The following is a 14,618-nucleotide window of genomic DNA, read 5'->3' on the forward strand; positions in this document are numbered from 1 at the left end:
ACTTCATCGGCGGTTCAGGCTTAGCTGTAAGAACAAAAACCAACTGATTTTATTGTTCTTTTCAGGGAGACTTCGATGACCTTACGCTGGCGTATCACCCCTCTGGCGGCGGCCTTCGCCGCCGTATTGGCGCTACAGGGCTGCGATCAAAAAACCGACCAAAACCATATCAAAGTCGGCGTCATCAACGGCGCGGAACAGGACGTGGCGGAAGTCGCCAGGCAGGTGGCGAAAGAGAAATATGGGCTGGACGTCGAGCTGGTCGGCTTCAGCGGCTCGCTGCTGCCGAACGACGCCACCGACAAGGGCGAACTGGACGCCAACGTGTTCCAACACCGCCCATTCCTCGAACAGCAAAACAAAGATCACGGCTACAAGCTGGTGGCGGTCGGCAATACCTTCGTCTTCCCGATGGCCGGCTACTCCAAAAAGATAAAATCGCTGAAAGAGCTGCCGGACGGCGCGGTGATCGCCATCCCGCTCGATCCGACCAACCTGGGGCGCGCCCTGCTGCTGCTGGAAAAAACCGGGCTGATTAGCCTGAAGCCTGGTAAGGGGCTGCTGCCTACCGCCCTGGACATCAGCGCCAACCCGCATCGTTATCAGATCATGGAGCTGGAAGGCGCGCAACTGCCGCACGTGCTGGACGATCCGAAAGTCACCGTCGCCGTCATCAGCACCACCTACATCAACCAGACCGGCCTGTCGCCGACCAAAGACGGCATCTTCATCGAGGATAAAGACTCACCGTACACCAACATCATCGTCACCCGCGAAGACAACAAGGACGCGCCGAACGTGCAGAACTTCATCAAGGCCTATGAGTCGGATGAAGTGGCCAAAGCCGCCGAAAAAATCTTCAACGGCGGCGCGGTGAAAGACTGGTAAATTCGGCCACCATCAAGGCGGATTCTGCGTACGAATCCGCAATATTTCACTTTCATTCCCCGTTTCCTTAGCCACACCTTTCTCTAAAAGCAAAACGCCCGCATGCTCATTCCTCCATAACACGGATTGTTCACAACAAAGGAGTGTCTCGATGCCGATCAAATTTGCCCCCAAGGTCGGGGAAATTCTTGAGTGCAACTATGGCAACTATCCCCTATCAGTCTGCCAACCGCATGAAGCCGGCTTTTATGATGGCCACATTCCACCAGAAATGGTGAAGAACCGTTTAGTTGTTGTGTTAAACGGCAAAATTAACGGCAATGCCTGCATTATCGTACCGCTGTCGACCACCAGAGATTCGAACAAGATCGAACGGGGATTGCACATCGAAATTACGCGTGAACTCATCGAAGATATGAGATTCTTTCATCCGCAAACCCGCTGGGCAAAGGGCGATCTGGTGCAGCAAGTCAGCCGCCAACGGCTGAACAGAGCCCGTAAAGAGAGAGGCTTTCTTACCCAGTGTCTGTCGCGCGAGCTTGTTGCTGACATACAACGCGCCGTCATTAAGTCGATCAATGCCAAAAATATGCTGTTCTGACCAGTACGCTGTTGTTGACAAAACAGACAAATCAGGTGAAATTGTCGCCGTAGCCGATAAAGGCCCTTATGCTATACCCTCCCTTTCAGGGACCTGCGAAGCCCAGCCATCCAGCTGGGCTTTTGCCTATCAAGCGCCCACCGATTTTTAAAACGTCATCTTTTCTTCCCGCTCTTGACCCTTACGTGGCGTCAGGCTTTAGTATCCCGGCACGCACAAGGGAGGAGCTACATATGTTATTGAAAGTCGGCGAACTGGCGCGCCGTTCCGGCATTACCGTTCGCACACTGCATCACTACGACAGCATTGGCTTGCTGGTCCCTTCTGCGCGTTCCGACGCCGGTTATCGTTTATACAACCGGGCTGACATCACCCGCTTGCACCACATCCAGGCGCTGCGCCGGATGGGCGTTTCGCTGGCGGAAGTCGGGGCAATTCTGGCGCGTTCAGGGCTGGCGCTTCCGGCGGTGATTGAGCAGCAGATCGCCATGTTGGACCAGCAGTTGGCACAGATCGCCGCATTGCGCGGCCGGCTGCAATACATGCATGCCCAACTCTCCACCGGGCACGAACCAGAACTGAACGACTGGCTAACTACGTTGGAGTTAATGACCATGTACGATAAATACTTTACCGCCGATGAGCTGGCGCAACTGCCGTTCTACCAGGCCGATCCCGCCCGCAATCAGGAATGGGCTGCATTGGTGAGCAGCGTGGGACAACTGATGGCGGAAGGCGTCGAACCTCAGGCGCCACAGGCACAGGCGCTGGCGCGCCGCTGGATGCTGATGCTGGAGCGCGACACCGCCGGCAACCCGGCCTTTCTCACCCGGCTGAACGCCATGCACGCCGACGAACCGTCGATGCGCGAACAGACCGGCATTACACCGACGATGACGGACTACATCACCCGCGCCTTTGCCGAAACCAAGCTGGCTGTCTATCAAAAATACCTGTCGGCGGAAGAGTACGCCTATGTGCGTCAACACTATTTCACCCGCCTGCAGGAGTGGCCGGCTCTGATCGCTCAATTCCATCAAGCGATGAACGACGGCATACCGTCCGATTCGCCGGAGGCGGTGCGATTGGCGGCCAGTTGGCTGGCGCTGTTCCAATCCTATGCAGGCACCAACCCGGCGACGCAAATGAAGATCCGCGAAGCGATGGAACGGGAACCCTCGCTGACCGAGGGCACCTGGATGACTCCGCCGCTTCTGGCCTATCTGCGCCAGGCCGTGACCCGGCTGATGCGCGGTTGACGACCCCATAGGGTTTTCTTATCTCACCATAAGAAAACCCGATTTACCCCGACGGCGAGCGGCGCGCATAATGGCGTTTATCCGCTGATTTTCAAGGTGAACAGACCCGCCATGACGCTCTCCGCTCCCGTACTCAGCCTCCTTGACGCCACACCGGACGATATGGCCGCCGTGCAGCGTATTTACACCCACCACGTGCTGCACGGAGCCGCCTCGTTTGAAGAACAACCGCCGACGCGGGCGGAAATGCAGCTGCGGTTGGCCAAGGTGCAAGCAGCCGGGCTGCCCTGGCTGGTGGCGAAAAGCGAAGGCCGTATTGTGGGCTACTGCTATGCCACGCCGTATCGCCCCCGGCCGGCCTATCGCTTTACCGTGGAAGACTCGGTGTATATCGCCGAAGGGCAGCAGGGCAAAGGCGTCGGCAAGGCGCTGCTGAGCGCGCTGATCGCCCGCTGCGAGCAAGGTCCCTGGCGCCAGATGCTGGCGATCGTCGGCGATTCCGCCGCCAACCGCGGCTCGCTGGCGCTGCACCAGTCGCTCGGCTTTACCAGCGTCGGGACGTTAAAGGCCGTGGGATTCAAGCTGGGGGAATGGCGCGACACCCACATCATGCAGCGCACGCTGGGCGCGGGCGACAATCAGCATCCTTGAAGGCATGGCGACGCACGATAGGGAGTTAGCGTCTATAGTGAAGAGTGATTTCATTGAGTTAACGCCAATCGCGCGCCAGCTTTAACCGGTAAGGGAGAATCAAATGAAAATTATTCTGTGGATAGTCGCCATCATCTTTATCGTGGGTTTGTTGACGATTACCGGCGTTCTCAAACTGATCTTTTAATGCGCTTAATACGTCCCGCCCCTTCCGGGGCGAGACTTTTCATCATGCCTTGAAACGCGCGCGTACCGCCCCCAGCGCCGATACCACCGCCAGCACCACGCCGCCGGCCACCAGCCCGAACGCCACGTTCAGCAGGGCCGGAACCACACCCTGCAAAAGATGGCCAAACGTCGGCACCACGGTGGTGTACGAGGCCCAATCTTCGAACAGGTGATGCACCGGCGGCAAACCGTGGGTCAGAATACCGCCGCCGACCATAAACATGGCGACAGTGCCGACGATCGACAGCGTTTTCATCAGATAAGGCGCGGCGCGCACGATGCCGCTGCCGATGGCGCGCGCCAACGCGCTGCCTTTGCGGCTCAGATACAGCCCCAGATCGTCCAGCCTGACGATGCCGGCAACAATGCCGTACACGCCGAGCGTCATCACGACGGCGATGCCGCACAAGACGATCACCTGTTGGCTGAAGGTGGCGCCGGCGACGGTGCCCAGCGTGATGGCGATGATCTCGGCAGACAGCACAAAGTCGGTGCGTATCGCCCCTTTCACCTTGCGCTTCTCATAGGCTGCGGCATCCTCATTGGCGCCGGGCCCGTCCGATTTCTCCTCCTGCACCGCCTTGCCGGGGCTCAGGCTGTGGAACACCTTTTCGAACCCTTCGTAGCACAGGTAGGCGCCGCCCACCATCAGCAGCGGCGTAATCGCCCAGGGCGCGAAGGCACTGATCAAGAGCGCCAATGGCACCAGGATCGCCTTGTTGATCAACGAGCCTTTGGCGACGCTCCACACCACCGGCAGTTCACGGTCGGCTTTAACGCCGGTGACCTGCTGCGCGTTGAGCGCCAGATCGTCCCCCAGCACCCCGGCGGTTTTTTTTGCCGCCATCTTGCTCATTAAAGAGACGTCGTCCAACAACGAGGCGATGTCGTCGATAAGGGTAAGTAAGCTACTTCCTGCCAAAATGATTCATCCTTTTCATATTCACGGGCCATTCTATGTTTAGCATAGCGGTAAAGCGTCATAAAAGGATATGGGAGGATCTCGGAAAATGCCGGGCGGGCGTTAAGCCCCCTCGCCCGCCAGCCCCTCATCGGATCCGATAGCGGACACACGCGAGATATGTTGAAGGACAAGGCGATGGGCATCAAAGACGCACGATAAATGCGTGCTGCCTTCAAGCAAACCAAATGCCACATGCACGCTGCCATGCTGTTCGACGAAGCGCTGCATGGATTGCGCATTGAACAACTCATCCTGCGCTGCCGCCAGCAGCAAGGTCGGCAATCGCAGCGCCGCCAGCTGCTTCGCCGGGGCACGCGGCGTCAGCGCGTTAGCCATATTGACGCTGTATTGGCAGACAAAATCGGGGGCGGCGGCCAGCACAGGCGGGGGAAAATTCAGGCTGACCGCCCGAGATTGCCCAAACCATCGCCCACCGCTGAGCGCATTGGCCACAAAGGGCCATTGGCGCACCTGAGCAAAACGGGCCGCCGCCGTCAGATCGCGGGCTATCCCGGAAAATGGCCCCAGCTCCGGCGCCAGCATGATCAGGCTGTCCGCCTGCTGCTCGCCAGGATAACGGGTCAGGTAGTTGAGCAACATCCCGGCGCCGCTGGAATGGCCCAGCAGGTGCCTGCGCGCCAACGGAAAACGGCGGCGCATTTCCGCCAGGATGACATCGACATCGCGCCAAATACGCTCAGGCCGCTCAACCGTCCCCCGCTCTCCCGCGGAATCGCCGTGCCCGCGGATGTCCACCAGGCACACCGCGAGCGTCGGCACGGCGGCCAACTGGCGCGCAAGAACGTCATACCCGGCGGCGCTGTTAACCCCGCCGCCGTGATAAACCACGATCGCGTCTTCACTCTCGGCAGCGTGCCGATACAGGCGATAGCTCACCCCCTCGACGCAACCGGGCGACATGTCCACATGCCCGCCCGGCCACTCGCCGTAAGACTTCGCTTGCTCAACATAGCGGTCAAAATCAATCAAAGCGCACCTTTCCATGATGTTGTCGGTATTTCCTACGGCAGAGAACCCTGCCGCCATGGCGATAAACATATGAAACAACAGCAGGCGCTACCATGCCTTTTGCACGCCGCGCGCTGAGTTCAGGGCAGATCGCCCGCCGGCACATTGAGCTGCCAGGAGAGGCCGAAACGATCGTTCAGCCAACCGAAACGGGCGCTGAAGCCGTAGTCATCGAGCGGCATCAGCACCTTGCCGCCCTCCGCCAGCCGGTGAAAGGCCTGTTCAAGCGCCTCTTCGTTAGGCAGGTTGATGAACAACGACACCGCCGGGGTAAAGCTGAAGTCATGGCTGATCGGGCTATCGGTAAACACCAGGTTCTGCCGATCAAAATCGATGGACGCATGCTTGATCAACCGCCGGCCGTCCGGCGTCGGATCGTAATGCTGCACCTGCATGAGCCGAAAACGCTCGAACACCTGGCTGTAAAGGTCGATCGCCCGCTGCGCCTCTCCCTGGAACATGACAAAGGTCGAAACCTGACTCATAACATCCCCTCCGACAATCGTTGTGGTATTAATGGAGGATAGCGGATTACCGTTGAAGCGGCGGAAAGGAGCAATCATGAGCATCATTCATCGCCTGGCGCAGCCGGACGATCTCAACGGCCTGTTAGCCTTGTATCGCGAGCTGCGCCCGCAGGACGCGCCGCTGCGCGCCGACGACGCGCGCCGTGCCCTGCAACGCCTGCTGGACGATCCGGCGATCCGCCTGGTGGTGGCGGCGGACGAGGAACAGCCGATCGCCACCTGCATGCTGGCGCTGATCCCGGGGCTGGCGCATCAGGCGCAGCCGTTCGGCGTCATCGAGCACGTGGTGACGGCGGAGCCCTATCGCGGCCACGGCGTGGCGCTCGCGATGGTCGAATACGCGCTGCAGCTGGCCTGGCGCAAGGGCTGTTACAAGGTGATGCTGCTGTCGGGGCAGCAACGCACCGGCGCGCACCAGCTTTATCTCAAAGCGGGTTTCGACGGCGATCGCGAGCGGGGATTTGTCATCAGGCGGCCCGAGGGCCGATAGCGGCCTGCAGCAAAAGAGCAGGCCGCCAGGCGGGTTATTCGCTGTCGTTCTTCGCCAGACGGGCGTCTTTTTGGCGGCGATAGTCGCGGGCGGCGGCCGGGATCGGCGTCACCTTGCCGGTTTCAATCCAGCTGCGCAGCCGGTTGGCATCGGCGAAGTGAGTGTATTTGCCGAAGGCGTCCAGCACCACCAGCGACACCGAGCGGTTGCCGATCATGGTGCGCATCGCCAGGCAGTGCCCCGCCTGGTTGGTGAAGCCGGTCTTGGTCAGCTGAATGTTCCATTTCGGGTTGTACACCAGGTGGTTGGTGTTGCGGAACGGCAGCGTGTAGTTCGGATCCTTGAAGCTGGCCATGCGTTCGGTGGTGGTGCTGAGCTGGCCGATCAACGGATATTGCTTGGTGGCGATCAGCAGTTTGGTCAGATCGCGCGCCGTCGACACGTTATGAATAGAGAGCCCGGTCGGTTCCACGTAATGGGTGTTGGTCATACCCAGCGCCCTGGCCTTGGCGTTCATCGCTTTGATGAAGGCGTTGTAGCCCCCCGGATAGTGGTGCGCCAGGCTGGCGGCCGCGCGGTTTTCCGACGACATCAGCGCCAGCAGCAGCATATCCTTGCGGCTGATTTCGCTGTTCAGCCGCACCCGTGAATACACCCCTTTCATCTCCGGCGTCTGGTGGATGTCCACCGACAGCATCTCGTCGAGCGGCAGGTGCGCGTCCAACGTGACCATGGCGGTCATCAGCTTGGTGATCGAGGCAATCGGCACCACTTCATCCGGGTTGCGCGCGTACATCACCTTATGGGTTTGCATATCGACGACCATCGCGCTGCCGGAGGCCAGCTCAGGCTGGGTGGCGTGCAGGGCGGCAGCGTTGTCGCTGGCCAGCGCGCGCGGCGCAAAGCCTGCGCCCGCCTGCAAAGCGAGCAGGGTCAGAACCAAAACACGTATTTTCACAGGCATTACTCTGAAATGGGGGCTTGAACTCAGCGAATTATATGTGAGGGTTCAGCGCTTGGCACTGGGATTATAGGGCGGATTTGTGACAAATTCTGTCGGCCGAAAATCGGCACAGCCCGCGGGCGCTCTGGGATGAACGCCCGCGTAGAAAAAGTTACAGCGCCGGCTGCCAGGCCGACTGCGGCAACAGGTACAACCCCGGCGTTTGCCGCGCCCCTGCGCCGACGATATGGCCGATGCCGGCCGCCATCACCGCCAGCGTGACGTCGAAGGCATTGAGGCTGTCGCCGTAGCCGGCGGTCAGGTTGAACATCGAACCGTTGGCCAGCAAATAGACCGTCTTCTCATTGAGTTGGTAAGCGTTCACATAAGGCATCGGCTCGTGGTGCGGCAGGCCTTTGAGGAAGCCGACGTCGATCTCTTCCGCCACGTGTCCGACGTTGAGGATAAACACGCCGTCCTGCGCCTGCTGCAGATGCTGCGCCGAGAGCACGTTTTTCGCGCCGGTCGCGGTGGCGATCACGTCCGCCTGCGCGACCCCGCTCGCCAGATCCACCACCTGCCAGCCGTCATAACGCGCCTGCAGCGCACGCGCCGGATCGATTTCCGCCACCATCACCTGGCCGCCGTAGGCCCTGGCCGCGGCCGCCGTTCCCTGCCCGACCAGACCGTAGCCAATCACCAGCACGCGCTTTTCATGCAGCGTCAAATGGGTGGTCTGGAAGAAGGTGTGCCAGGCGGTCAGCCCAACCATATGCCGATTGTGCAGCCCTTCTTTCACCGGCAGATCGTCCCAGTTGAAGATCGGGTAGCGCGGCGCCACGCCGTTTAACCGATTGATGCCCGATCCGGTGGCCTCCAGCCCGGCGACGATCTGCGGGCCGTTCGGCGATTGGTGCAAACGGGTGGTCAAATCCGCTCCCATTTCACACAGGTGGGTCGGCTGCCAGGCCAACGCGCGATCGAAAGATTCCGACCATTCGCCGGCGCTCATGTCACGCCAGGCATAGGCCTGCGCGCCCCGCCGTTCCAGCCAGGCCACCACGTCGTCCTGCACCGTAGTGGGATTGCAGGTAGTCAGGAAGATCGCTGCGCCCTTGTCCAGCAGGCCGGCCACCAGCGGCGCCATTTTCAGATCCAGGTGCATATTGCACGCCAGCCGCACCCCGTGCAGGTCCGGCAACGCCGCCACCGCCGCCCGGGTGCGCGGCATATGACGCGTCGCCCAGCTCAATTCGCTCTCAAAATCCTGATACATCCGTTGCTCCTCTGATGCGCCCCGCCGCCAGGCGTGGCAAAAAAGTTATCCCGCGCGGCCGAGCCGGCGGATCGCCTGCGGCGACAGGCCAAATACGCGGATAAACGCCCGCCTCATGCGTTCCGGATCGCTGAACCCCACCGAACGGGCGATCGCTTCCAGCGGCTCGGCGCTCTCTTCGATGCGCACCCTGGCCGCCTCGACCCGCAATTGCTCGACCACCTTGGCCGGCGTCTGCCCGGTTTCAGCGCGGAACAGCCGACCGAACTGACGCTCGCTCAGGCAGGCGACGTCGGCCAGATCCGCCACCGACAGCGGCTGGTGCAAATGTTCGCGCGCGTACGACAGCGCGGCGCGCATGCGATCCGACGACGGGTTCAGCGCCAGCAACAGCGAATACTGCGACTGCCCGCCGGGGCGGCGGTGATAGACCACCAGCTGCCGCGCCACGGCCGCCGCCAGGGTGGCGCCCAGATCGTCCTCGATCAGCGCCAGCGCCAGATCGATGCCGGCGCTGATGCCCGCCGAGGTCCAGATATCGCCGTCGCGGATGAAAATGCGGTTGCTGTCGACGCGGATACGCGGATAACTCTGCTGCAGCCGCGCCGCATGATACCAGTGAGTGGTGGCGCGTTTGCCGTCCAGCAGCCCGCAGGCCGCCAGAATAAACGCCCCGGTGCACACGCTGGCGATGCGCCGCGCTCGTCGGCGTTGGTTGGCCAGGAACGCCGCCAGCGCCGGTGACTGCGCCGCCATCACGTTGCCGCTGCCGCCGGACACCACCAACGTATCAAAACGCTCGTCGCCGCACGGCTGCGTGGCGATTTCCACCCCGGCCGAGCTGGCGACCATACCGCCCTGCGGCGAAATCGCCACGCAGCGGTAGGCCGACGGGTCAGTGAACTGGTTGACGTTATCGAACGCCGCCAGCGGGCCGGCAAAGTCCAGCAGGTTGAAACCGGGAAAAACCACAAAACCGATCGTTTTCATGATGGCGCTTTTTGAGGGTTATCTGTCATATCAGCCAAATGCAGGGCGGCTATTATGGCTCAGGTCCAACGATAAAAATGAGGCGAATGTCATGTCTGAACCACTCGTGATTGTATTTCCCATCTATCAAGGCGTCACCCAGCTCGACTTCACTGGCCCACTGCAGTTTCTGCGCCGCATGCCGGGCGCGGAAATCATCGTCGCTTCAGTAGACGGCGCGGATGTCGAGTCGGAAGGCTTGCACTTCACCCAGCTGCGCCCGCTGCCGGAGATCGCACGCTGCGATGTGCTGTGCGTGCCGGGCGGCAGCGGCTGCACCCAGGCGCTGCAGGATAAAGCATTCATGCAGCAAATCCGGCGGCTGGGCGCCGATGCCCGCTATCTGACTTCGGTATGCACCGGTTCGCTGATCCTGGCCGCCGCCGGCCTGCTGCCGGGCAAACGCGCCGCCTGCCACTGGTCGATGCGCGACAGCCTGAAGCTGTTCGGCGCCATACCCAGCGCTGCACGCGTAGAGCGTGACGGCAACGTGATCAGCGGCGGCGGCGTCACCGCCGGCATCGATTTCGCGCTGGCGCTGATCGCCGAACTGCACGGCGAAGACACCGCCCAAATGATCCAGCTCTATCTGGAATACGCCCCGGCGCCGCCGTTCGAGGGCGGCACGCCGGAATTGGCCCCGCCGCACATTTACGCCAGGATACAGGCGCAGATGGCGGAGAGCCAGCAGCGGCGCAGAGCGTTGGTGGCCCAGATCGCCCAAGGTTAGCAATCGGGCGTATACTTGCCCTTATGCGTCAGCCACATAAGGAGTAAGGAATGACCGATTTGGCCCACTACATTACGGACTATGGCTACTGGGCGTTGTTTATCGGCTGCCTGGCGGAAGGGGAAACCATCACGCTGCTGGGCGGCATCGCCGCCCATGAAGGGCTGCTGCACTGGCCGTGGGTGATCGCAGTGGTGGCGCTGGGCGGCATGATGGGAGACCAACTGCTGTACTTCGCCGGCCGCCGGTTTGAAGGCCGCGTCATCTCGCGGCTCAAGGGACAGGAAAAGCGCATCGCGCGCGCCAGAAGGCTGATCGCCCGCCACCCGATGCTGTTCGTTATCGGGGTGCGTTTCATGTACGGTTTCCGCATCATCGGCCCGGTGTTGATCGGCGCCAGCCGCCTGCCGCCGTCGCGCTTCGTGCCGCTCAATATCCTCGGCGCCATTTTATGGGCGACGATCTTCGTCATGCTCGGTTATTTTGGCGGCCAGGCGATCGAACGCTTCGTTACCGGCTTCGACAAAAAGCTCTCCAGCCTGCTGTTTGTCGCGCTGGCGATCGCCGCCATTCTGCTGGTGCGCTTCTGGTGGCGCAAACGCCACGCGGAGTGAGCAAACGCAGCGGGCGTCAGCTTTCCTGCGGCGCCGCGCGCATCAGCTCGACCAGCTCGCGCGCCGCTTTGTCCAACGGGCGGTTCTTCAGCCAGATCAAATGCATCGGCAAGCGCAGCTCGTTCTTGGTGTTTTTGAATTTCAGCCGCACCAGACGCCCCTGCGCCAGCAGCGGCTCGGCCAGCGACAGCGGGAAGTTGCCCCAGCCCAGGCCCGCCTCCACCATGTTCAGCGCCATCGGCAGGCTGTCGGTGCGCCAGTACGCCTCCGCCACCTGCGGACGCAGATCGCCGATCGGCAGATCGCGGCTGGCCACCATGATCTGCCGCACGTTGACCAGATCCTCGAGAAACAGCTCGCCCGCCGCGCCGTCCAGCGCCGGGTGCTGCGGCGACAGCATCGCCACCAGCGACTCCGCGCCGACGAAGTGGAACTGCTCCGCGCTATTGATGTTCAGCCCGCCGAACGCCAGACAAACACCGATGCGCCCCTCGTGCAGCATGTGCAGCACGTCGTCCTGCGGCGCGCTGAGCACTTCAATGTTCAGCAGCGGATAACGCTGCGACAGCGTTTTCACTGCCGCCAGCAGGCCGGCGCCGTTGATATCCGACGCCACGCCGATCGAAAGCCGACTCTCCAGCCCCTGGGACAGTTCGATGGCGTGCACCTGCAGCTGCTTGAGCTGCCCGGCGATCAGGCGGGCATGCGGCGCCAGAGCCAGCGCCAGCGCGGTCGGCGTCGGTTCACGGTGAGAACGGTCGAACAAGGCGAAACCGAGCTCCGCCTCCATGTTGGCGATGGCCATGCTGACGGCGGAGGGCACGCGCCGCAGCGCGCGGGCGGCGGCGGAAAACGAGCCGCGATCGAGCACCGCCAAAAACAGTTCGATATTGTCGCTGGAGAAATTCATTGTTTTATCTGTCAGTAAAACTGACAACTCCTGACTTTTTCTATCAATGTGGTTGACGTTATCTTAGCCGCCGTCGCCACAGAGGCAACTAAAAACAGATCGGGAGAAAACGATGCAAGGCGTCAAACGCAAACTGGTGTATGTCACCGCTTATGAAATCATCGGCATGGCGATCTCGGCGCTGGGGTTGGCGCTGCTGTCGGGCCATGCGCCGAGCAGCACCGGGCCGCTGGCGGTGGTGATCACCACCATCGCGGTCAGCTGGAACTTTATTTACAACTATTTATTCGAGTGGTGGGAAAGCCGCCAGGCGTCGCGCACCCGCACGCTCAAACGCCGCATTTTGCACGCCGTCGGCTTTCAGCTAACGCTGGTGGTGTATCTGATCCCGCTGATCGCCTGGTGGATGGGCATCACGCTGTGGCAGGCGCTGCTGCTGGATATGGCGCTGATCGTCATCATTCCTTGCTACACCTTCCTGTTTAACTGGGCGTTCGACAAGCTGTTCGGTCTGCCCGCATCGGCCCTGCCGGCCGGTGAATCGGCCTAAGATTCGTTACGCGCCAACCGACCCGCTGCTTTATCCCATTTTCTGCGCGGGTCGCCATTTCCTTCCCCCCTTATTTCTCACCGCGAAATATAAGAACAACACCCTGTAATTTGCACGGTAATTATTATTTTGTGATTTTAATCACTTTTTATTCCTCGATATTTCCGTCTTGATAAAACATCACATCTTTTTGAATAATATATCCTTTTATATTTGGATTAAAAAATAAACACACTTGTTCACGTTTTATGCGCAGTATTTTTTGCCACCATTACGGAGAAAAGGTAGCATGCTTCGCCGTTATTTTAATGATGGCTGTATACACAATAAACAGCGGAATGATGCCACGACCTCATTCTCATAACGATTGGTCATAGCAATCGTTTGCTCTCATTAAGAGCAGGGTTAACATAGACAGGTAAACAGGACGGATAATGCACTCACAAAAAAAGTCGGCGGATGACAAACACGCCGCCAGAAGACGCTGGCTAGACTCTCATGAATCCGGTTATCACAAAAGCATGGGCAACCGGCAAATCCAAATGATCGCCATCGGCGGCTCCATCGGCACCGGCTTGTTCCTCGGGACCGGCGGCCGTCTCGAACTGGCCGGGCCGGCGCTGGCGCTGGTCTATCTGGTGTGCGGGATCTTCTCTTTCTTCATCCTGCGCGCGCTGGGCGAACTGGTGCTGCATCGCCCTTCCAGCGGCAGCTTCGTTTCTTACGCCCGCGAATTCCTCGGCGAAAAAGCCTCTTACGTCGCCGGTTGGATGTATTTCCTCAACTGGGCGATGACCGGCATCGTCGACATCACCGCCGTGGCGCTGTACATGCACTACTGGGGCACCTTCGCCGACGTGCCGCAATGGCTGTTCGCCCTCGGCGCGCTCGGTATCGTCGCCACCATGAACATGATCGGCGTGAAATGGTTCGCCGAGATGGAGTTCTGGTTCGCGCTGATCAAGGTCGCCGCCATCGCGCTGTTCCTGATTGTCGGCGTCGTCTTCCTCGGCACCGGCACCCCGGTCGCCGGCCACACCACCGGCATGCACCTGATCACCGAAAACGGCGGCATGTTCCCGCACGGCCTGCTGCCGGCGCTGGTGCTGGTGCAAGGGGTGATCTTCGCCTTCGCCGGCATCGAGCTTATCGGCACCGCCGCCGGCGAGTGTAAAGATCCGGCCAAAATGATGCCCAAAGCGATCAACAGCGTGATCTGGCGTATCGGCCTGTTCTACGTCGGCTCCGTGGTGCTGCTGGTGCTGCTGCTGCCGTGGAACGCCTATCAGGCCGGCCAAAGCCCGTTCGTCACCTTCTTCAGCAAGCTGGGCGTGCCTTACATCGGCACCATCATGAACATCGTGGTGTTGACCGCCGCGCTGTCCAGTCTCAACTCCGGCCTCTACTCCACCGGCCGCATCCTGCGTTCGCTGGCAATGGGCGGCTCCGCGCCGAAGCTGATGGCCAAAATGAGCAGCCAGCAGGTGCCTTACGCCGGCATCCTGGTCACCTGCGGCATCTATGTGATCGGCGTGGTGCTCAACTACCTGGTGCCGGCGCAGGTGTTCGAGATCGTGCTGAACATCGCCTCGCTGGGCATCATCGCCTCCTGGGCGTTTATCATCGTTTGCCAGATGCGCCTGCGTAAAGCCGTGCGCGAAGGCCGCGCGCAGCCGGTCTCGTTCAGAATGCCGGGCGCGCCGTTCACCTCCTGGCTGACGCTGGCGTTCCTGCTGGTCGTGGTGGTGATGATGGCCTTCGACTACCCGAACGGCACCTGGACCATCGCCACCATTCCGGTGTTGGCGGTGCTGCTGACGCTGGGCTGGTTCGGCCTGCGCAAACGCGCGCAGGAAGTGAAGCTGGAACAGCAGGCTCACGAAGAACAGAGCCAACGCTGAATCGACAAACCGCCCTCCGGGGCGGTTT

At 60.8% G+C, this 14,618-nt stretch carries 17 protein-coding genes; 10 read left to right on the forward strand and 7 right to left on the reverse strand.

Features of this window, described 5'->3' with window-relative positions:
- Nucleotides 1–75 precede the first annotated feature (75 nt).
- From JL05_RS21750 to JL05_RS25935, 5 genes are all read left to right on the forward strand, one after another.
- On the forward strand, nucleotides 76–888 hold the full coding sequence (locus tag JL05_RS21750) for a MetQ/NlpA family lipoprotein (protein WP_033633839.1): 813 nt from the start codon (nucleotides 76–78) through the stop codon (nucleotides 886–888).
- 151 nt (nucleotides 889–1,039) lie between these two features.
- On the forward strand, nucleotides 1,040–1,489 hold the full coding sequence (locus tag JL05_RS21755) for a type II toxin-antitoxin system PemK/MazF family toxin (protein WP_004939660.1): 450 nt from the start codon (nucleotides 1,040–1,042) through the stop codon (nucleotides 1,487–1,489).
- A 233-nt stretch (nucleotides 1,490–1,722) separates the two neighbouring features.
- Nucleotides 1,723–2,748 (forward strand): MerR family transcriptional regulator, encoded by a 1,026-nt coding sequence (locus tag JL05_RS21760; RefSeq protein WP_033633840.1) that lies wholly within the window; start codon nucleotides 1,723–1,725, stop codon nucleotides 2,746–2,748.
- Between the two features lie 111 nt (nucleotides 2,749–2,859).
- Nucleotides 2,860–3,399, forward strand: a complete 540-nt coding sequence (locus tag JL05_RS21765) for a GNAT family N-acetyltransferase (RefSeq protein WP_033633842.1) — start codon at nucleotides 2,860–2,862, stop codon at nucleotides 3,397–3,399.
- Nucleotides 3,400–3,502: 103 nt separating this feature from the next.
- Nucleotides 3,503–3,586, forward strand: coding sequence for a small membrane protein YohP (locus JL05_RS25935; RefSeq protein WP_016928643.1), 84 nt, complete (start codon nucleotides 3,503–3,505; stop codon nucleotides 3,584–3,586).
- Between the two features lie 42 nt (nucleotides 3,587–3,628).
- Here JL05_RS25935 and JL05_RS21770 read toward each other — a convergent pair whose 3' ends face one another.
- From JL05_RS21770 to JL05_RS21780, 3 genes are all read right to left on the reverse strand, one after another.
- The gene (locus tag JL05_RS21770) at nucleotides 3,629–4,549 is read right to left on the reverse strand and encodes a DUF808 domain-containing protein (protein ID WP_033633843.1); all 921 of its coding nucleotides are present in this window, start codon (nucleotides 4,547–4,549) and stop codon (nucleotides 3,629–3,631) included.
- 102 nt (nucleotides 4,550–4,651) lie between these two features.
- Nucleotides 4,652–5,581: an alpha/beta fold hydrolase gene (locus tag JL05_RS21775; protein WP_033634133.1), complete on the reverse strand. Its 930-nt coding sequence runs from the start codon at nucleotides 5,579–5,581 to the stop codon at nucleotides 4,652–4,654.
- 119 nt (nucleotides 5,582–5,700) lie between these two features.
- Entirely contained in the window at nucleotides 5,701–6,105 is a 405-nt protein-coding gene (locus JL05_RS21780; protein WP_033633845.1) for a VOC family protein, read from the reverse strand.
- A 76-nt stretch (nucleotides 6,106–6,181) separates the two neighbouring features.
- Here JL05_RS21780 and JL05_RS21785 point away from each other — a divergent pair, with 76 nt between their 5' ends.
- Nucleotides 6,182–6,637, forward strand: a complete 456-nt coding sequence (locus JL05_RS21785; protein WP_015377046.1) for a GNAT family N-acetyltransferase — start codon at nucleotides 6,182–6,184, stop codon at nucleotides 6,635–6,637.
- Between the two features lie 34 nt (nucleotides 6,638–6,671).
- Here the strand turns inward: JL05_RS21785 and pbpG are convergent, their stop codons facing one another.
- The 3 genes from pbpG to JL05_RS21800 all read right to left on the reverse strand — a co-directional run bounded on the left by pbpG (nucleotide 6,672) and on the right by JL05_RS21800 (nucleotide 9,846).
- Nucleotides 6,672–7,601, reverse strand: coding sequence for a D-alanyl-D-alanine endopeptidase (pbpG, locus tag JL05_RS21790; protein WP_015377045.1), 930 nt, complete (start codon nucleotides 7,599–7,601; stop codon nucleotides 6,672–6,674).
- Between the two features lie 151 nt (nucleotides 7,602–7,752).
- A complete protein-coding gene (locus JL05_RS21795) occupies nucleotides 7,753–8,856 on the reverse strand; it encodes an adenosylhomocysteinase (protein ID WP_033633846.1) in 1,104 nt (367 codons plus the stop codon).
- Nucleotides 8,857–8,901: 45 nt separating this feature from the next.
- The gene (locus JL05_RS21800) at nucleotides 8,902–9,846 is read right to left on the reverse strand and encodes a GlxA family transcriptional regulator (protein ID WP_033633847.1); all 945 of its coding nucleotides are present in this window, start codon (nucleotides 9,844–9,846) and stop codon (nucleotides 8,902–8,904) included.
- Nucleotides 9,847–9,937: 91 nt separating this feature from the next.
- Between JL05_RS21800 and JL05_RS21805 the strand changes: the two genes are divergently transcribed.
- Both JL05_RS21805 and JL05_RS21810 read left to right on the forward strand, forming a co-directional pair.
- Complete coding sequence (locus JL05_RS21805; protein WP_033633848.1) at nucleotides 9,938–10,615, forward strand: DJ-1/PfpI family protein; 678 nt, start codon at nucleotides 9,938–9,940, stop codon at nucleotides 10,613–10,615.
- A gap of 50 nt (nucleotides 10,616–10,665) precedes the next feature.
- Entirely contained in the window at nucleotides 10,666–11,229 is a 564-nt protein-coding gene (locus JL05_RS21810) for a DedA family protein (protein ID WP_033633849.1), read from the forward strand.
- A 16-nt stretch (nucleotides 11,230–11,245) separates the two neighbouring features.
- Here JL05_RS21810 and JL05_RS21815 read toward each other — a convergent pair whose 3' ends face one another.
- Nucleotides 11,246–12,139 carry a LysR family transcriptional regulator gene (locus JL05_RS21815; RefSeq protein ID WP_033633850.1) on the reverse strand — a complete coding sequence of 298 codons (894 nt, stop codon included), beginning with the start codon at nucleotides 12,137–12,139 and terminating at the stop codon, nucleotides 11,246–11,248.
- Between the two features lie 112 nt (nucleotides 12,140–12,251).
- Between JL05_RS21815 and JL05_RS21820 the strand changes: the two genes are divergently transcribed.
- Both JL05_RS21820 and ansP read left to right on the forward strand, forming a co-directional pair.
- Nucleotides 12,252–12,689: a PACE efflux transporter gene (locus tag JL05_RS21820; protein WP_016928654.1), complete on the forward strand. Its 438-nt coding sequence runs from the start codon at nucleotides 12,252–12,254 to the stop codon at nucleotides 12,687–12,689.
- A gap of 434 nt (nucleotides 12,690–13,123) precedes the next feature.
- On the forward strand, nucleotides 13,124–14,590 hold the full coding sequence (gene ansP, locus JL05_RS21825; protein WP_004939697.1) for an L-asparagine permease: 1,467 nt from the start codon (nucleotides 13,124–13,126) through the stop codon (nucleotides 14,588–14,590).
- The last annotated feature ends 28 nt before the right edge of the window (nucleotides 14,591–14,618 follow it).

This window comes from Serratia nematodiphila DZ0503SBS1 (assembly GCF_000738675.1).
GTDB lineage: Bacteria > Pseudomonadota > Gammaproteobacteria > Enterobacterales > Enterobacteriaceae > Serratia > Serratia nematodiphila.